This window comes from Vibrio rumoiensis (assembly GCF_002218045.2).
In the GTDB taxonomy this organism is placed as follows: Bacteria; Pseudomonadota; Gammaproteobacteria; order Enterobacterales; family Vibrionaceae; genus Vibrio; species Vibrio rumoiensis.
The window spans coordinates 755,919-773,619 of record NZ_AP018685.1; the positions used below are offsets into that span (position 1 = coordinate 755,919).

General features: G+C 41.8%; 15 protein-coding genes and 7 tRNA genes. 20 read left to right on the top strand and 2 right to left on the bottom strand.

Annotated elements, in window-relative coordinates:
* Positions 1-164: 164 nt before the first annotated feature.
* From VRUMOI_RS03455 to luxS, 13 genes are all read left to right on the top strand, one after another.
* Positions 165-257: transfer RNA gene (locus tag VRUMOI_RS03455), tRNA-Ser, on the top strand.
* 86 nt (positions 258-343) lie between these two features.
* Positions 344-420 (top strand) — tRNA-Arg (locus VRUMOI_RS03460).
* A gap of 23 nt (positions 421-443) precedes the next feature.
* Positions 444-536 (top strand) — tRNA-Ser (locus VRUMOI_RS03465).
* A gap of 77 nt (positions 537-613) precedes the next feature.
* Positions 614-690: transfer RNA gene (locus VRUMOI_RS03470), tRNA-Arg, on the top strand.
* Between the two features lie 47 nt (positions 691-737).
* Positions 738-814, top strand: a tRNA-Arg gene (locus tag VRUMOI_RS03475).
* A 42-nt stretch (positions 815-856) separates the two neighbouring features.
* A tRNA-Arg gene (locus tag VRUMOI_RS03480) sits at positions 857-933 on the top strand.
* A gap of 39 nt (positions 934-972) precedes the next feature.
* Positions 973-1,049, top strand: a tRNA-Arg gene (locus VRUMOI_RS03485).
* 250 nt (positions 1,050-1,299) lie between these two features.
* Positions 1,300-2,253 carry an NADP-dependent oxidoreductase gene (locus VRUMOI_RS03490; protein ID WP_089137593.1) on the top strand — a complete coding sequence of 318 codons (954 nt, stop codon included), beginning with the start codon at positions 1,300-1,302 and terminating at the stop codon, positions 2,251-2,253.
* Between the two features lie 8 nt (positions 2,254-2,261).
* Positions 2,262-2,711 (top strand): YqaA family protein, encoded by a 450-nt coding sequence (locus VRUMOI_RS03495; RefSeq protein ID WP_231897483.1) that lies wholly within the window; start codon positions 2,262-2,264, stop codon positions 2,709-2,711.
* Positions 2,712-5,561 carry a M16 family metallopeptidase gene (locus tag VRUMOI_RS03500; protein WP_089137592.1) on the top strand — a complete coding sequence of 950 codons (2,850 nt, stop codon included), beginning with the start codon at positions 2,712-2,714 and terminating at the stop codon, positions 5,559-5,561.
* Between the two features lie 151 nt (positions 5,562-5,712).
* Positions 5,713-7,284: a glutamate--cysteine ligase gene (gene gshA, locus VRUMOI_RS03505; protein ID WP_089137628.1), complete on the top strand. Its 1,572-nt coding sequence runs from the start codon at positions 5,713-5,715 to the stop codon at positions 7,282-7,284.
* Between the two features lies 1 nt (position 7,285).
* Positions 7,286-7,894 carry a transglycosylase SLT domain-containing protein gene (locus tag VRUMOI_RS03510; RefSeq protein ID WP_089137591.1) on the top strand — a complete coding sequence of 203 codons (609 nt, stop codon included), beginning with the start codon at positions 7,286-7,288 and terminating at the stop codon, positions 7,892-7,894.
* A 32-nt stretch (positions 7,895-7,926) separates the two neighbouring features.
* Positions 7,927-8,445, top strand: a complete 519-nt coding sequence (gene luxS, locus VRUMOI_RS03515; protein ID WP_089137590.1) for an S-ribosylhomocysteine lyase — start codon at positions 7,927-7,929, stop codon at positions 8,443-8,445.
* A 168-nt stretch (positions 8,446-8,613) separates the two neighbouring features.
* On the opposite strand, the gene VRUMOI_RS03520 is transcribed toward luxS, so the two are convergent.
* Both VRUMOI_RS03520 and VRUMOI_RS03525 read right to left on the bottom strand, forming a co-directional pair.
* Positions 8,614-9,897 (bottom strand): HlyC/CorC family transporter, encoded by a 1,284-nt coding sequence (locus tag VRUMOI_RS03520; protein ID WP_089137589.1) that lies wholly within the window; start codon positions 9,895-9,897, stop codon positions 8,614-8,616.
* A 123-nt stretch (positions 9,898-10,020) separates the two neighbouring features.
* Positions 10,021-10,815, bottom strand: coding sequence for a cytochrome C assembly family protein (locus VRUMOI_RS03525; protein WP_089137627.1), 795 nt, complete (start codon positions 10,813-10,815; stop codon positions 10,021-10,023).
* Positions 10,816-11,126: 311 nt separating this feature from the next.
* Here VRUMOI_RS03525 and ffh point away from each other — a divergent pair, with 311 nt between their 5' ends.
* The 7 genes from ffh to carA all read left to right on the top strand — a co-directional run bounded on the left by ffh (position 11,127) and on the right by carA (position 17,689).
* Positions 11,127-12,506 (top strand): signal recognition particle protein, encoded by a 1,380-nt coding sequence (gene ffh, locus VRUMOI_RS03530; protein WP_089137588.1) that lies wholly within the window; start codon positions 11,127-11,129, stop codon positions 12,504-12,506.
* A 401-nt stretch (positions 12,507-12,907) separates the two neighbouring features.
* Complete coding sequence (rpsP, locus tag VRUMOI_RS03535; RefSeq protein WP_027697617.1) at positions 12,908-13,156, top strand: 30S ribosomal protein S16; 249 nt, start codon at positions 12,908-12,910, stop codon at positions 13,154-13,156.
* A 42-nt stretch (positions 13,157-13,198) separates the two neighbouring features.
* Positions 13,199-13,732 (top strand): ribosome maturation factor RimM, encoded by a 534-nt coding sequence (gene rimM / locus VRUMOI_RS03540; RefSeq protein WP_089137587.1) that lies wholly within the window; start codon positions 13,199-13,201, stop codon positions 13,730-13,732.
* 28 nt (positions 13,733-13,760) lie between these two features.
* Complete coding sequence (gene trmD, locus VRUMOI_RS03545) at positions 13,761-14,522, top strand: tRNA (guanosine(37)-N1)-methyltransferase TrmD (protein ID WP_089137586.1); 762 nt, start codon at positions 13,761-13,763, stop codon at positions 14,520-14,522.
* A gap of 41 nt (positions 14,523-14,563) precedes the next feature.
* Positions 14,564-14,917 (top strand): 50S ribosomal protein L19, encoded by a 354-nt coding sequence (gene rplS, locus VRUMOI_RS03550; protein ID WP_017023813.1) that lies wholly within the window; start codon positions 14,564-14,566, stop codon positions 14,915-14,917.
* A gap of 285 nt (positions 14,918-15,202) precedes the next feature.
* The gene (gene dapB / locus VRUMOI_RS03555) at positions 15,203-16,012 is read left to right on the top strand and encodes a 4-hydroxy-tetrahydrodipicolinate reductase (protein ID WP_089137585.1); all 810 of its coding nucleotides are present in this window, start codon (positions 15,203-15,205) and stop codon (positions 16,010-16,012) included.
* 537 nt (positions 16,013-16,549) lie between these two features.
* On the top strand, positions 16,550-17,689 hold the full coding sequence (gene carA, locus VRUMOI_RS03560) for a glutamine-hydrolyzing carbamoyl-phosphate synthase small subunit (protein ID WP_089137584.1): 1,140 nt from the start codon (positions 16,550-16,552) through the stop codon (positions 17,687-17,689).
* Positions 17,690-17,701 lie beyond the last annotated feature (12 nt).

Here is a 17,701-nt window from a genome sequence, read left to right on the forward strand (position 1 = left end):
GAGCTATCGCTCTCTTCGAATAAAATTTCAATTAAAAAACAATAAATAGCTCATATTTTATCTGATTTGATTGAATACTATCCTATTGGACGTTTTTTCTGATTTTTTGCCAAGAAAGTGTTTGACATATTTTGGGTAAAACGTAATATGTGCCTCCGCAAGACGGTGAGGTGGCCGAGAGGCCGAAGGCGCTCCCCTGCTAAGGGAGTATGCGGTTTGTAGCCGCATCGAGGGTTCGAATCCCTCCCTCACCGCCATTCTTGCATTGTTTCTATAACCATTCAGGTTAGCAACTGAGTGTTAAGTTAGGAAACGCTCTAATTATAGAGATTCAGATTATTGCGCGCTCGTAGCTCAGCTGGATAGAGTACCTGGCTACGAACCAGGCGGTCGAAGGTTCGAATCCTTCCGAGCGCGCCATTCTGAAAAAAAAACAAAAAAGTGGTGAGGTGGCCGAGAGGCCGAAGGCGCTCCCCTGCTAAGGGAGTATGCGGTTTGTAGCCGCATCGAGGGTTCGAATCCCTCCTTCACCGCCATTTGTTGTTGAAGAATATTTTAGCCTAGCAACTAAAATCAATTCGAAACTAACTCTTATTAGAGATCAAATCATTGCGCGCTCGTAGCTCAGCTGGATAGAGTACCTGGCTACGAACCAGGCGGTCGAAGGTTCGAATCCTTCCGAGCGCGCCATCATTTGATTTAACTACTGAAAAGTAGAACAATTTAAAATTCTTTGCGCGCTCGTAGCTCAGCTGGATAGAGTACCTGGCTACGAACCAGGCGGTCGAAGGTTCGAATCCTTCCGAGCGCGCCATCATTCAAAACATTGAATGTTGTGAATAATTGAAAATACTGCGCGCTCGTAGCTCAGCTGGATAGAGTACCTGGCTACGAACCAGGCGGTCGAAGGTTCGAATCCTTCCGAGCGCGCCATTTCAATTAACGCAATGTTGGATGTATTAAAAAATTTGCGCGCTCGTAGCTCAGCTGGATAGAGTACCTGGCTACGAACCAGGCGGTCGAAGGTTCGAATCCTTCCGAGCGCGCCATATTTTGAAGCCCTGCACAATTGTGTGGGGCTTTTTTGCTTTTTGCACTAAAGGATCACTAAGTGGCTTTTAGTTGAGTGAATTGTGGGGTAATTTATTCGTTATTAATGGAACTTAACCCATACACACTCTATAGATAATATATGTATACCAATGTTGGTTTATTAACAGGCTATGGTTGGTATAACTTCAGCTAACTAAGAATAATGTGGATGTCATCGATGGTGACATAACGTAAAGGACAACAATCATGCCTTCAAATGCAAAAATTGTAATTTCTCAATTTGGCGGACCTGACCAACTTGAAATTTTAGATAGCGATATTCCTTCACCACAAGAAGGGGAAGTATTAGTTAAAGTCTCTTATGCTGGTGTTAATCCTATCGATGTAAAAACTCGAGCAGGATTAGGTTGGGCTGCACAGCACAATAAAAACAATCTCCCATGGACACCGGGTTACGACATCTCCGGTATGATCATAAAGCAAGGTGTGGGCAGCCATAAATTTAACCTTAATGATATGGTTGCTGGCTTTATCGGTTTCCCTTTGCGTGGTGGTGGCTATAGCCAATATGTGTGTGTACCTGAAAATGAACTCGCTCTCGTTCCTGAAGATATTTCATTGAAGGCGGCAGCGGCGATACCATTAGCTGGTCAAACCGCAGCACAAGCACTAGAAAAAGCTCAGATCCAATCTGGTGAAACGGTGGTGATTTTGGCTGGCGCAGGTGGTGTTGGTCATATAGCGATACAAATTGCCGTTGCCGCTAAAACCACCGTCTATGCAACATGCAGCTCAGATAATATCGAATATGTTAACTCTCTTGGTGCGACTGCGCTTGATTATACGAAGGCGGATTATCTTAAAGACATTGGGCAGATTGATGTATTGATCGATCTTGTGGGTGGTGATGTTGCATTACAAGCTTTGAATTATTTACACCCAGGTAGCCGAGTGATTACTGTGCCGACCATTACAGCTTCTAGTATTTGCGAACAAGCATCACAACAAGGCATCATTGGTGTCGGGATGTTAGTTGAACCGGATGTTACTCAGCTTGAAGAATTAGTTAAATTGATTAGTGCTGGCATGATCAAAGTGGAAGTTGAACAAGTGATCAACTATCAAGATGTTAGTCACGCCCATAAGAAAATTGAAACTGGCCGAGCCCGTGGCAAAATCTTATTGAATATGCAGTCTTAGGCTTTTCGTTGTCTGATTTTTATTTAGCTCTGCAAGACCTACTTGCAGGGCATCCACTCTGGTTTTTATTTAGCTCTGGCTTTCTAAGTGCGACTTTGCTTCCTGGAAGCTCGGAAGTGACCTTATATGCTGCACTTCGTTTAGATCACATATCGCTTTATAGTGTGATTTTTGTCGCTACTCTAGGAAATACTTTGGGAGGAATGACCAATTATTACATTGGCTTACTCTTACCAAATCGAACATTACGTGAAAAACGTGGTCAACAATTAGAGCGTTGGATTGAACGCTATGGTTATTGGGTACTATTAATGAGTTGGCTGCCTGTGATTGGTGACCCATTGTGTGTCGCTGCTGGTTGGTTAAGAATGAATCCATGGTTATGCTTAATAGCAATTATGCTTGGTAAAGGCTTGCGTTATGCTTGTCTTGTGATGATTTTTAAGGGATTGATATAAATGAAAAACTGGTTGGTAGTTTTCACTCTTCTTGCTTTATCTGGCTGTTCATTGTGGGGAGGGGCGACTCCATCTCATTCTTTACCACCAGGTGTTCACTTCATTGAATCTCAACCGGCTGATCCAAATAAAGCTTCTATTCCGTATTCAAAATATCAATTAGATAATGGCTTGACGGTTATTCTATCTCCTGATCATTCCGATCCGCTGGTACATGTTGATGTCACTTATCATGTTGGTTCTGCTCGTGAAAAAGTGGGCCGATCTGGTTTTGCCCATTTCTTTGAACATATGATGTTTCAAGGTTCCGAGCATGTTGGTGATCAGCAACACTTTAAGATCGTGACAGAAGCCGGTGGTACTTTAAATGGTACGACTAATCGTGACCGCACCAATTATTTTGAAACTGTGCCATCTAATCAGTTAGAGAAAATGCTGTGGTTAGAATCAGACCGTATGGGCTTTTTAGTTAACGCTGTTTCGCAACGCAAATTCGAAATTCAGCGTGATACGGTAAAAAACGAACGTGGCCAAAATTATGATAACCGTCCTTATGGCCTAGTGTACGAAAAAATAGGCGAAGCACTGTATCCGAAAAACCACCCATATTCATGGCAAACCATTGGTTATGTTGAAGACCTTGATCGTGTCGATGTGAATGACTTAAAAGCATTCTTTTTGCGTTGGTATGGCCCTAACAATGCCGTATTGACCATTGGCGGTGATATTGATGAAGCACAGACTCTTGCCTGGGTTAATAAGTATTTTGGCTCTATCCCTAAGGGACCTGAAGTCAACGATGCCGATAAGCAACCGGTAACGCTTCCAAATGATCGTTTCATCACGCTAGAAGACCGTATTCGCCAACCTATGGTAATGATGGCATTTCCTACCCAATATCGTGGTGCTGAATCAGAAGCGTCAATTGATGCATTAGCCGCTATTCTCGGTGATGGCAAAAATAGTATTTTGTATCAAAACCTAGTGAAAACCCAAACGGCTATAGATGCGGGGGCTTTTCAAGATTGCGCTGAGTTGTCTTGTACCTTATATGTGTATGCGATGGGGAATTCGGGCGATAAAGGCAATCTGACGCCTATCTACCAGGCGTTAAATAAAGCGCTTGAGCAAGTGAAAAGTGAAGGTGTCAAACAAGAGCAACTGGATGCGATTACTGGACAAGCCGAAGCCGGCACTATTTATGCTCTGCAAAGTGTCAGTGGCAAAGTGTCTCAACTGGCCGCAAACCAGACTTTTTACAATCAACCAGATCGCTTGCAGACAGAATTAGAGCAAATTCGTAATGTAACGCCTGAATCTGTCGAGCACGCTTACCAACAGTTTGTTGATGGTAAGCATAAGGTTGTTCTTAGCGTGGTGCCTAAAAAACAAACGCAATTAGAAGTGCAAAAGCCAAACTTCACGCCACCAAAACGAGATTTACCCAACTATCCAAAAATTACCGATGAACAGTTAGATATTCGTCAACCCATCGATGATTTTGATCGCTCAATTACGCCTGCGTTAGGAAAACCAGTTTCAGGTACGATGCCGGATTTGTATCGATTTAATTTAGATAATGACATTAAAGTTCTTGGCACTCAAACAACAGAAACGCCAACGGTCGCGATTCAAGTGTCTTTCCCAGCAGGCAGTCGTTATGTCACTCCGGGCAAAGAAGGATTAGCCGATTTAACCGCGGCAATGATGCAAGAAGGCACTACTGAGCATAGCAGTGAGCAGCTACAGCAAGAGCTTGATAAATTAGGCAGCAGTATCAGCTTTTCAGCGGGTGGTTACCAATCGAGTATGGTGATTACATCGTTGACGAAAAACCTTGATGCTACATTAAAACTAGCCGATGAAATGTTGTTTAAGCCAGCCTTTAAGCAACAAGATTTTGAGAGAATCAAAAACCAAAGCATTCAAGGCTTAATTTATTCTCATCAACAACCATCATGGCTTGCATCACAAGCAACCAAACAAGTTCTATATAAAGGAAGTTTATTTAGTCGCGATGCGGATGGAAGTGTCAATTCACTTAAGGAATTAACCTTAAATGATGTACAGCAATTTTATCGCACTCATTACACTCCAATGGATGCCAAAGTGGTCGTGGTTGGATCGATAACACAATCAAAATCAGCCCAAGCGCTGAGCTTTTTGAATAAGTGGAATGGCCCAAAAGTAGCAATGCCAGCGATAGGCAAAATAAATCCACCGATTAAACAGTCCATTTATTTAGTCGATAAACCTAATTCGCCACAAAGTGTGGTTAGATTGGCTCGTATTGGTATGCCTTATGATGTGACCGGAGAGATGTATTTAACCCAGTTAGCGAATTACAACTTAGGTGGCAATTTTAATAGTCGCATTAATCAAAATTTGAGAGAAGATAAAGGCTTCACCTATGGTGCCGGTGGTTCCGTTTATGGAACGAAAGAAACGGGCCTGATTTTATATAGCGCTCAAGTGCGAGCTGATGCTACTGCCGCTTCAATTAAAGAATTATTAAAAGAACTGAAAAATTACAGCCATCATGGCATTACCGATGATGAACTTGCGTTTATGCGTTTAGCGGTTGGTCAACAAGATGCTTTGAAGTATGAAACACCAGGGCAAAAAGCGAGCTTATTGTATTCAATTTTAGAATACTCACTGAGTGATGACTTTATTGATAAAAAAGCTGAAATAGTCAAAACAGTTGATAAAGCAACGTTAAATAAAGCTGCGGCAACTTGGTTTCAACCACAAGATTTTCAAATAATTGTCGTAGGGGATGCTAAAAAGTTAACGCCAGAATTGAAAAAGTTAGGAATTCCAATCCAAAACCTTGAAGTTAAGCGTTAGTGCCCATAAGTTAGTAATAGGCTCGTTATGAAAGGTACCTCTGAGTATAACGAGCCTCTGTTTTCTTGTGCTCTCAAGTTTTCTTGATGGCAATTATCCTCCAGAATGATTATCCTACCCGGATCGTGAACCACAATAAGTGAGTGCTATTTTGACCGACTTTTCTGCACGCCTTGAGCAAGTTGCTAGTAATCCAGACACGTTTAAGCAATTTGGACGCGGAATTGAGCGTGAAGCGTTACGTTATGATCTGAATGATCACCTTGCTTTAACTCCTCATCCTCAATCTTTAGGTTCGGCATTAACCAACCAATGGATTACTACTGATTTTTCTGAGTCTTTACTTGAGTTTATTACTCCGGTTTCGAATGATGTCGATGTATTGCTACAGCAATTGAAAGATGTCCACCATTTTACCATGACCAAAATGGGCGAAGAAAAACTGTGGCCGATGTCGATGCCTTGCTTTGTCAGTGATGAAAATAAAATACCATTGGCAGAATATGGCTCTTCAAATGTTGGTCGAATGAAAAACTTGTACCGCCAAGGTTTGAAGCATCGCTATGGAAGCCTGATGCAAATTATTTCGGGCGTTCACTTTAACTTTTCTTTCCCAGAAAGTTATTGGGACAGTTTATACGGTGAGCAAGACGAACAACAAAGAGCTGATGCTAAATCGGAAGATTACTTTGCTTTAATTCGAAACTATTATCGCTATGGTTGGATCATTCCATACCTATTTGGCGCGTCACCGGCACTGTGTCCTTCCTTTATTCAAGGTCGCGATATTGGTTTCGACTTTGAGACAATAGGTAAGACACTTTACTTACCGTATGCCACTGCTTTGCGCTTGAGTGATTTAGGCTACACCAATAGTGCTCAAAGTGATTTACATATTGGCTTTAACAGTTTGCAAGAATACTTAGACGGCTTAAATGCCGCGATGCACAAGCCTTCCGAACGATTTGCTAAGCTAGGCGTGAAAGTTGATGGCCAACATCGACAACTTAACAGCAATGTTTTGCAAATCGAGAATGAATTATACGCACCGATTCGACCTAAACGTGTGGCGAAAGAAGGTGAGAAACCATCAGAAGCCTTAAAGCGTGGTGGTGTTGAATATATTGAAGTCCGCTCATTAGACGTTAATCCATTTAGTTCAGTTGGCGTGTCAAAAGAGCAGGTACTATTTTTAGACCTATTCGTAACTTGGTGTGGCCTCAAAGAATCTGCACCAATGAAAGAGGGTGATCTAGAGTGCTGGCGCAGTAACTGGAACAATGTCATTTTGGAAGGTCGCAAGCCAGGTTTAGAATTTAAACTATGTTGTGATCAAGAGCCGAATACACTGGTTCATTGGGGTAAACGAATGTTTGCTCAATTACAAGAAATTGCGGTTGAAATGGATAAAGCGCATGGTAGTAATGATTACCAATCGGTGTGTGATACATTAAGCGCGTGGATTGATGATCCTGAGTTAACCATTTCAGGACGTTTGCTGAATAATATTCGCCAAGCGGGTGGTATAGGTAAAGTAGGTTGTCAATTAGGTGAACAATACCGCGATGAATTATTGTCACATCAATACCAAGTCTATAATCAAGATATGATGGAAGCTGAGGTTATCCGTTCTCGCCAAGCTCAACAAGAGATAGAAAACGCTGACCAATTAAGTTTTGATGACTTTCTTGCAGATTATTTTTCTTACTTAGTGAAATCATAATATGCAATTGATGCGGTTAATATCACTGAGTATTGTTGTAGCGAGTATTTTTCTGGCCGGCTGTGCGACGCCACCACCTAAAAATCAAAACAACATCTGTGATATTTTCCGCCAGTATCCAGATTGGTATGAAGATGCTTTAGATATGAATGATGAATTTGGTGTTCCCATTCAAATATCGATGGCATTTATGAAGCAAGAAAGCTCTTTTATTGGCGATGCAAAGCCGCCTCGTTACTACTTCTTAGGCTTCATACCTTGGGGCAGAGTGAGTAGCGCTTATGGCTATGCGCAAGCTCAAGATCCGGTTTGGTCTGAATATCAAGACGAAGTGAGTTCTTGGTCTTCAAGAGATGACTTTGGTGATGCCATTATGTTTATCGGTTGGTATATGGATGGTTCACAAAAGACTCTAGGTATTTCTAAGTGGGATGCTTATAGCCAATACCTTGCCTACCATGAAGGTCGTGGTGGGTTTAAACGCAAAACTTATGCTCATAACCCTGCGTTAATCAAAGTTGCTCGTCGAGTCGAACAAACCGCAAAAAATTATGGCTGGCAATTGAAGAAGTGCCAAGCTGAACTGGAAGATAATCGCAGTTGGTTTTAAGCTTGCTGTGAGTACAATTAGGAGAAAAAGGCATGCCTTTACTAGATAGTTTTACCGTTGATCATACTCGTATGAACGCTCCAGCGGTTCGTGTTGCAAAGACAATGCAAACGCCAAAAGGCGATACGATCACTGTGTTTGATTTACGCTTTTGCATCCCGAACAAAGATATTTTATCTGAGAAAGGGATCCATACGTTAGAGCACTTATACGCCGGTTTCATGCGCGCACACTTAAATGGTAACAACGTTGAAATCATTGATATTTCACCTATGGGCTGTCGCACTGGCTTTTACATGAGCTTAATTGGCACCCCAAGCGAACAACAAGTTGCTGATGCATGGCTAGCGGCGATGCAAGATGTGATAAAAGTGGAAGACCAAAATAAGATCCCTGAGCTAAATGAATATCAGTGCGGTACTTATTCAATGCACTCTTTAAATGAAGCGCAAGATATCGCGAAAAACATCATTGCTGCAGGCATTCAAGTGAACAAAAATGATGAACTTGCGTTACCAGAAAGCATGCTACAAGAGCTTAAAGTAGACTAGTTGCGTATTTCGAGTCTTGGGCAACTTCGCTGCTCATGCCTTTAAGTTAAGGTAATCACGTCTCTTATTTAAAAACAGCCCTTAACTTATTCAAGTTAAGGGCTGTTTTTTTTATGGGCTAGTACCCGAGATACGAGCAGTGAAGCGCCCGAATTACGAGTAACGCGATTAATGTACTTTCTTCGGTTTCTTCTTCGAAGGGTAGACTTTCACTAACTTGATCTTGTTCTCGGCGATTTCGATTAATTCCATCTTGTGGTTGGCCACTTCAATGCTGAGGTAGCTTTCTGGAATATCTTCTAAATGTTCTAGCACTAAGCCGTTGAGAGTTCGAGGACCATCAGTGGGCAGTTTCCAATTCAAGCCTTTGTTAATATCGCGGATATTAGCACTGCCTTCAATCAGGTAACTACCATCGCTTTGCGGTGTGATTTCATCAGCAAGGCTTGGAGACATTGAGGTGGTAAATTCACCGACAATTTCCTCAAGAATATCTTCTAGCGTAATTAAACCGATAATATCGCCATATTCATCAACGATCATACCAATGCGTTCTTTATTACGTTGGAACTTCAGTAATTGAACGTTAAGTGGTGTCGCTTCTGGAATAAAGTAAACTTCATCAGCGGCACGCAATAATGTTTCTTTATTGAACTCATTCTTTTCTAGCATTAATCGGTAAGCTTTACGCAGACGCAACATGCCAACGACTTCGTCGATTTGGTCTCGGTATAGAACTACTCGCCCATGAGCGGAGTGCGTCAATTGGCGAACAATCGACTTCCAATCATCATTGATGTCGATACCGGTGATTTCATTACGCGGCACCATGATGTCATTTACAGTGACGTGCTCTAAATCCAGAATAGAGATCAGCATATCTTGGTGACGACGAGGGATTAAGCTTCCTGCTTCATTCACTACGGTACGTAATTCTTCAGAGCTTAATGGATCGCCAGTGGAGTCTTCCGCTCTGACTCCGAGTAAACGTAATAACCCATTGGTAATTAGATTCACTAAAATAACCAGAGGGGATAGCACTTTCATTAATATGCGAAGTAGGATACTGCTGGCATAGGATACGCGCTCAGGGTAAAGCGCAGCGAGTGTTTTAGGAGTAATTTCGGCAAATACGAGAATGACTAAAGTGAGTACACCTGTTGCAATCGCCACCCCATAATCACCATATAGGCGCATACCGATAATGGTAGCAATTGCCGATGCAAGGATGTTGACGAGGTTATTACCAATTAGGATTAAACCAATAAGGCGGTCTGGTCGTTCAAGTAGGGATTCAACCCGTTTTGCACCTTTATGGCCTTGGCTTGCAAGATGTCGTAACCGATAACGGTTTAGTGCCATCATGCCGGTTTCTGAGCTAGAGAAATAAGCAGAAATGAGGATAAGTATTGCTAGTAGGGCAAACAACAGCCCCGTTGATATTTCACCCAAACTTAGGTTTTCCTTTGATAATTATAATTAGGCTCAAATTACCCATATGATAATTTGAAGATAGCAGTTATGACGAAATCTCATTACCCTGTCAATAGATAGGGATAATTAAGTTAATACAAATTAGTTTAAAATTATTTCTCTTACAAAACGGCTACCGAAATAGGCAAGCGTCAATAAGCTAGTACCGGTAATCGATAACCACAGCACTCTTTTACCACGCCAACCTTGCTGGTAATGACCCCATAATAAAATGCAGTATAAAATCCAAGCAATAAACGATAAAACACTTTTATGGGCATTCGGTGGTGAGAACATACCTTCAGTGTAGATTGCACCAGTAATGAGTGTCGCCGTTAACAGTATCGTGCCAATCAATATAACCTTGAAAAGATGCCTTTCCACCATCATTAAAGGAGGGAGGTTCGGGTTAATGATTAATGATTTTTTGCTTTTAAGTTGATGGTCAAGCCAAGCTAATTGTAAGGCAAACAAGGCACCAATGGTTAATGTGGAATACGCAAATAGTGCAATGGTGATATGAACTAATAATTCTATCTTCCCTTCGAAATGAGTAATGAAGGTACTAGGTAAAAAGTTTGCTGCGCAAAGGTTGATAGCCGCAAAGCTATATACGACCGGTAATAAAAACCAAAGTCGGGTCTTCCACATTGAAATGGTTAGCACAAAGCAAATAATAAAACCGATAAGAGAGGCGACATTTAGGATGCTCATATTCTGCCCATTGGGGTTAAAGATGAGATCGCTGATAAGCCAGCCATGAGTAGCAATAGCTAAAATCGCTAAACTAAATACTAATTGAATTCTGATGCCAGAACGGTGCACAAGCCCTGGGACGATCATACAAGTCGCCATGAAATAGAAAATAACAGCAATGATTGAAAGTAAGTTTTCCATGTTACTCATTAAAAAAATCCATCAGGTAGGTGATTATAACTCTTATGTGTTGCAGGGGCTATTTATCGTTTATATAACCAATTAACCCTATGATACTACCACTTTAATAAGATGAATTGGCCTTCATCACAGAAGAAAAAATAGCCAACAATAGGAAAGTCAGTGAAACATCGAGCTTGCATCGTTATACTGTCTGGTACTAGAGCGCCGAATGGCCCAATTTCATTTGAGCAAAAGGCTGAAATATCTCTGCGTTGTCAGTGCCTTCGTTCAGCTTTTTCAATAAAACTTATGTTTATTTAGGCAAAATCATGTTTGATAATTTAACCGAAAGACTATCCAGTACGCTGAAAAATATTAGCGGTAAAGGTCGATTAACAGAAGATAACATCAAAGATACTTTGCGCGAAGTGCGTATGGCACTGCTTGAAGCGGATGTTGCTTTACCTGTTGTTCGTGACTTTGTAAAACAAGTGAAAGAACGAGCCGTAGGCATTGAAGTTTCTAAATCTTTAACGCCAGGTCAAGAGTTCATCAAAATCGTTCAAGCTGAACTTGAATCGGTGATGGGTGAATCGAATGAAGCATTGAACCTTGCCGCTCAACCGCCAGCCGTTATTTTAATGGCGGGCTTACAAGGTGCGGGTAAAACGACCAGTGTTGGTAAGCTGTCAAAATTATTGACAGAGCGTGATAAGAAAAAAGTATTGGTTGTTTCTGCCGACGTTTATCGCCCAGCCGCGATCAAACAGCTTGAAACATTGGCGGCTGAAGTCGGTACCGATTTTTTCCCATCGAGCGCTGATCAAAAACCGATTGATATTGCGAATGCCGCGATTGATCACGCGAAGAAGAAATTCTATGACGTTGTGATCCTTGATACCGCCGGCCGTTTAGCCATTGATGAAGATATGATGGCGGAGATCAAAGATCTTCATAACGCTATTAATCCGGTTGAAACGCTATTTGTCGTCGATGCGATGACTGGTCAAGATGCGGCGAATACGGCAAAAGCCTTTGGTGATGCGCTGCCATTAACCGGTGTCATTTTAACCAAAGTCGATGGTGATGCTCGAGGCGGTGCCGCTTTATCGGTTCGTCACATCACGGGCAAACCAATCAAATTCTTAGGTGTTGGTGAAAAGACCGATGCATTAGAAGCTTTCCATCCAGATCGTGTCGCTTCACGTATTCTTGGCATGGGCGATGTACTTTCTCTTATTGAAGATTTAGAGAGAAATGTCGATAAAGCTAAAGCCGAAAAAATGGCGAAAAAGTTTAAGCAGAAAAAAGGCTTTGATTTAGAAGATTTCCGTGAACAACTTGGCCAAATGAAAAATATGGGCGGTATGGCTGGCATGATGAACAAATTGCCAGGTATGGGGAATTTACCTGCCAATGTAAAAGATAAAGTTGACGATAAAATGTTCACCCAGATGGAAGCGATGATTAATTCGATGACCATGAAAGAGCGTGAACACCCTGAGTTAATCAAAGGCTCTCGCAAAAAACGTATCGCCGCAGGGTCTGGTACACAGGTACAAGACGTAAACCGCATGCTAAAACAATTCACTCAAATGCAGAAGATGATGAAGAAAATGCAAAAAGGTGGCATGAAAGGCATGATGCGTAATATGCAAGGCATGATGGGCGGCGGTGGAATGGGAGGAATGGGCGGCTTTGGTCGTTAAATCTATTGCACCTAAATGCGTTCCGTGACATGAAGTGTTAACTCTGTCACACTTCAATGCTGAGTGAAACTTCACCAGAATTGATGACAAAAATACCGATACCTAAGTAACTTCAAGGTGCGAGTGTCAGCAAGAATAAAAAAGCTTTATGCTTCGTCAGATTGATTTGAAAGAAGTCTTTCCTTCGTCAATCTTCCTTGCCTAAAGATTTGGATGATAGCTCTGATTTCTGCATTTTGAAGTCACTTAGGTATAAAGCCCTTGCATTGACTCTGAATAAGAGTAAAATTCGGGGGCTTTATTTTGGCACGAGGCCCCAAGTCGTTTTGCTCCTCAATTTATTTGAGTGACGAAACTATATTTGGGGCTAATTTAATTATTGAGAAAGCAAAGAGGACGACATGGTAACCATTCGTTTGGCACGTCACGGCGCTAAAAAGCGTCCATTTTATCAAATCGTTGTAGCTGACAGCCGTTGCGCAGCAACTGGTCGCTACATTGAAAACGTAGGTTTCTTTAACCCTACAGCTCAAGGTCAAGAAGAAGGTCTTCGTTTAGACCTAGATCGCGTTAACCACTGGGTTGGTCAAGGCGCATCTGTATCTGACCGTGTTGCTAAACTAGTTAAAGACGCTCAAAAAGCGGCTTAATTATTAGCACATTAGTAGTTGTAAAGGTTAAGGGTTAAAACAATGAGTGAACAGCAAAACGAAAAAATTGTTGTAGGTAAGCTTGGTTCTTCTTACGGCATTCGTGGTTGGCTTAAAGTTTTTTCCTATACCGATAACGGCGAAAGTATTTTTGAGTACACCCCTTGGTTTATTAAACAAAAGGGTCAATTGGTTCAATATAAAGTCGAAAGCTGGAAGCGCCATAATAATGGTTATGTCTGTAAGCTTGAAGGCATTGATGTTCGCGAAGAAGCGCAATTGTACGCTAACGTTGAAATCTTAATTGATCCAATCGCACTACCAGAACTGTCAGAAGAAGAATTCTACTGGCGTGAGTTGTTTGGTATGCAAGTTTACACAACCCAAGGCTATCACTTAGGTGAAGTTACGGATTTGATGGAAACTGGCTCAAATGATGTTTTAGTAGTAAAAGCGAACTTAAAAGATGCTTTTGGCCAAAAGGAACGATTAATTCCGTTTCTTGAAGAGCAAGTGATCAAAAACGTTGATCGCACAGCTCAACGGATCGAAGTTGACTGGGATCCTGGATTCTAGACACCCAACAAGATAAGCGAGAAACACAATGTGGATTGGCATTATTAGCCTGTTTCCCGACATGTTCCGAGCCGTTTCTGAGTTTGGTGTTACTGGTCAAGCGGTTAAAAAAGGTCTTTTATCATTAGAGTCTTGGAATCCTCGAGATTTCACTCATGATAAGCATCGCACTGTTGATGATAGACCTTACGGTGGTGGCCCTGGCATGTTGATGATGGTTCAGCCTTTGAGCGATGCCATTAACGCAGCCAAGCAAGCTTCACCGGGTAAGGCGAAAGTCATCTACTTATCTCCTCAAGGTCGTAAACTTGACCAAGCTGGAGTAGAAGAATTAGCCACTAATGAGAATTTGATTCTTATTTGTGGTCGATACGAAGGAGTAGATGAACGTATTATTGAATCTTATGTTGACGAAGAATGGTCGATTGGAGATTTTGTAATGACGGGTGGGGAAATCCCAGCTATGACGTTAATTGATTCGGTGTCTCGGTTTGTTCCGGGAGTACTTGGGGATTTTGCGTCAGCAGAGGAAGATTCTTTTGCTAATGGCTTACTGGATTGTCCACACTACACACGTCCTGAAGTGTTAAACCAAAAAACAGTGCCAAGTGTGCTGACTTCTGGAAATCACGAGGATATTCGTCGCTGGCGATTAAAACAATCGCTAGGCCGTACTTGGCTTAGAAGACCAGAGCTTCTGGAAAACCTAGCTCTGACTGACGAACAGGAACAATTGCTGGCGCAGTTCATTAGTGAACAGCGGTCTTTGAAAAAAGATAGAAGCAACTAGCCTAATAAATTTAGTATCAGTTTAATCTAGGAAATAGACACATGAGTAATATCATCAAGGCTCTTGAAGAAGAGCAAATGAAACAAAACATCCCTGCATTTGCACCAGGTGATACTGTTGTAGTTCAGGTTAAAGTTAAAGAAGGCGACCGTGAGCGTCTACAGGCATTCGAAGGCGTAGTTATCGCTAAGCGTAACCGTGGTCTTCACTCAGCATTTACTGTTCGTAAAATTTCGAACGGCGAAGGTGTTGAGCGTGCTTTCCAAACTCACTCTCCAATGGTTGATAGCATTGAAGTTAAGCGTCGTGGTGCAGTACGTCGTGCCAAGTTGTACTACCTACGTGAGCGTTCTGGTAAGTCAGCTCGTATCAAAGAGAAGCTGGCTAAGAAGTAACGCACGCAGCGTTCTCATAGATAAAACGGGTCCCAATTGGGGCCCGTTTTTTTATAGGTAAAAGGAGCGCTACGCTTCTCGCTTCTAGTTGCTAGGAAAAGATTATCCGTGCTCGCTGTTGTTTTCACAGCAACACTTAACACGCCACTCGCAACCTTCTTATTCATCTCTCGAGCAACGAGAAGCGAAGCGCCCTCGACACGAGCAACGAAAAAACACTTCTTCCCATTCTTTTCTAAAAACGCTACATTCCAAATAACAAATTAATCAAAGGAGAGAGACGCAATGGTTCGTATTGCGATTGCAGGCGCAGCAGGTCGAATGGGGCGCAATTTAGTTAAAGCTACCCACCTCAATTCAGATGCTCAAATTGGTACAGGTTCAGAAAGACCAAGTTCCTCTTTAGTTGGTGTTGATTTAGGTGAACTCATCGGCGAAGGTAAATTTGATGTATCGATAGTGAGTGATTTAACACAGGTTATTGATCAGTTTGATGTGATTGTTGATTTCACTGCCCCTGTGAGTACGCTTGTGAATATTGAATTGTGCAAACAGCACAACAAAAAAATCGTCATTGGTACCACTGGATTCTCCGAAGAAGAAAAAGCGCTCATCGACCAAGCTTCTCAAGATATTGCCATTGTGATGGCCCCAAATTATAGCGTTGGTGTGAACTTGATGTTTAAATTACTTGAAAAAGCAGCCAAGGTTATGGGCGATTATTGTGATATTGAAGTGATCGAGGCGCACCATCGACATAAAGTCGATGCACCTTCAGGCACTGCCTTGGGAATGGGCGAAGCGATAGCGGGGGCTATGGGCAATAAACTCAGTGATGTTGCCGTTTACGCACGTGAAGGCATCACAGGTGAAAGAACCAAAGATGAAATTGGCTTTGCGACGATTCGGGCTGGCGATATTATTGGTGAACATACGGCAATGTTTGCCGATCTTGGTGAGCGTGTGGAAATAACACATAAAGCCACTGATCGTATGACTTTTGCCAATGGTGCGATCAAGGCTGCGGTTTGGCTAGATCAGCAACCTTCAGGGTTTTATACTATGCAAGACGTGCTAGGTTTGAATGAGTTGTAATTGATGTGCAATCAATGATTCATAAAATATGAAACTGCACTAATATGCATATTTAACAAAATGTATTTTGTGTAATTACTGCTTTCCTTAAAAAGTCGCTCATTTAATGAACGGCTTTTTTTGTATTTTAAGTGGAATAAAGAAACGATTACGTGAACTTGTTTTGTTGTTTTTATAGTTGCTCTGTTTTGTTTTTCTGTCCTAACGCTTGAATTTATTGGTTAACCTTTCAGTTTTCATCGTTTTTTTATTACTTAAATTTTTATATAGGTTAAAGTTTGTTCTTTTTTATTTTATCTGTTTTTATCTGACGAAAAGCCATTTATCAAGGTGCTAGATTGTATTTTTTAAGGGTTTAGTTGGGGATGTGGTATAAGTTGCACTTTATTGCTGATTTCTTTTTCTAACAGTATTGACACATTTAGCCTCCATCTCTAGAATAACGCCAATTTACCTAAATTCCATAATTATGGTTATTTAGAAAGATAAGAGCGAGAGCTTATACATTTATTTTGCATATTTATTCTGGAGGTTATCTTGAGTAATTCCGCACTGTTAGTCCTAGAAGATGGGACGGTGTTCCGCGGTCAGTCCATTGGAGCAGATGGGTCCGCCGTTGGAGAAGTTGTTTTTAATACCTCGATGACGGGGTACCAAGAAATCCTCACTGATCCTTCTTATTCACAGCAAATCGTTACTCTAACTTATCCCCATATTGGCAATACCGGAACTAACTCAGAAGATGAAGAGTCCTCTTCAATCCATGCTCAAGGCTTAGTTATCCGTGATCTTCCTCTTATTGCTTCTAATTTCCGCAGCGAACAAACCCTTTCTGAATATCTAAAATCACAAAATATCGTTGGTATCGCTGATATCGATACACGTAAGTTAACGCGTGTACTCCGTGAAAAAGGTGCACAAAATGGTTGTATCGTTGCTGGCAACAATCTAGATGAAGCATTAGCGCTTGCGAAAGCCAAAGAATTCCCAGGCCTTAAAGGCATGGACTTGGCAAAAGTGGTCTCGACCAAAGAGTCTTATTCTTGGAAGCAAGGCTCATGGACACTAACGGGTGGTTTACCAGAAGCAAAATCTGATGCTGAATTGCCCTATCATGTGGTGGCTTACGACTTCGGTGCGAAACGTAATATTTTGCGCATGCTGGTTGACCGTGGTTGTCGCTTAACTGTTGTTCCAGCAGAAACCTCAGCAGAAGAAGTATTAGCGTTAAACCCAGATGGCGTATTTTTATCAAATGGCCCTGGCGATCCTGAACCTTGTACATACGCGATTGAAGCGACTAAAGCCTTCTTAGATAAAGGATTACCTATCTTTGGTATCTGTCTTGGGCACCAAATTTTGGCCCTAGCGTCAGGTGCTCAAACCATCAAGATGAAATTTGGTCACCACGGTGCTAACCACCCAGTGAAAGATCTTGATCGCAACGTTGTGATGATTACTTCTCAGAACCATGGTTTTGCTGCAGACGAAGCAACATTACCTGACAACTTACGTGCGACGCACAAATCATTATTTGACGGTTCGCTACAAGGTATTCACCGTACCGATAAGCCGGCATTTAGCTTCCAAGGTCACCCTGAAGCAAGTCCTGGTCCACACGATGCTGCGCCATTGTTTGACCACTTCATTGAATTAATCGAACAACATAAGAAATAATTGGGAGTTGTA

What these genes read in the sequence shown, in the direction of transcription:
- VRUMOI_RS03490 (WP_089137593.1), top strand. Translation starts at nt 1,300, where the DNA reads ATGCCTTCAAATGCAAAAATTGTAATTTCTCAATTTGGCGGACCTGAC.
- VRUMOI_RS03500 (WP_089137592.1), top strand. Translation starts at nt 2,712, where the DNA reads ATGAAAAACTGGTTGGTAGTTTTCACTCTTCTTGCTTTATCTGGCTGT.
- VRUMOI_RS03510 (WP_089137591.1), top strand. Translation starts at nt 7,286, where the DNA reads ATGCAATTGATGCGGTTAATATCACTGAGTATTGTTGTAGCGAGTATT.
- luxS (WP_089137590.1), top strand. Translation starts at nt 7,927, where the DNA reads ATGCCTTTACTAGATAGTTTTACCGTTGATCATACTCGTATGAACGCT.
- VRUMOI_RS03525 (WP_089137627.1), bottom strand. Translation starts at nt 10,815, where the DNA reads ATGGAAAACTTACTTTCAATCATTGCTGTTATTTTCTATTTCATGGCG.
- ffh (WP_089137588.1), top strand. Translation starts at nt 11,127, where the DNA reads ATGTTTGATAATTTAACCGAAAGACTATCCAGTACGCTGAAAAATATT.
- rpsP (WP_027697617.1), top strand. Translation starts at nt 12,908, where the DNA reads ATGGTAACCATTCGTTTGGCACGTCACGGCGCTAAAAAGCGTCCATTT.
- rimM (WP_089137587.1), top strand. Translation starts at nt 13,199, where the DNA reads ATGAGTGAACAGCAAAACGAAAAAATTGTTGTAGGTAAGCTTGGTTCT.
- trmD (WP_089137586.1), top strand. Translation starts at nt 13,761, where the DNA reads ATGTGGATTGGCATTATTAGCCTGTTTCCCGACATGTTCCGAGCCGTT.
- rplS (WP_017023813.1), top strand. Translation starts at nt 14,564, where the DNA reads ATGAGTAATATCATCAAGGCTCTTGAAGAAGAGCAAATGAAACAAAAC.
- dapB (WP_089137585.1), top strand. Translation starts at nt 15,203, where the DNA reads ATGGTTCGTATTGCGATTGCAGGCGCAGCAGGTCGAATGGGGCGCAAT.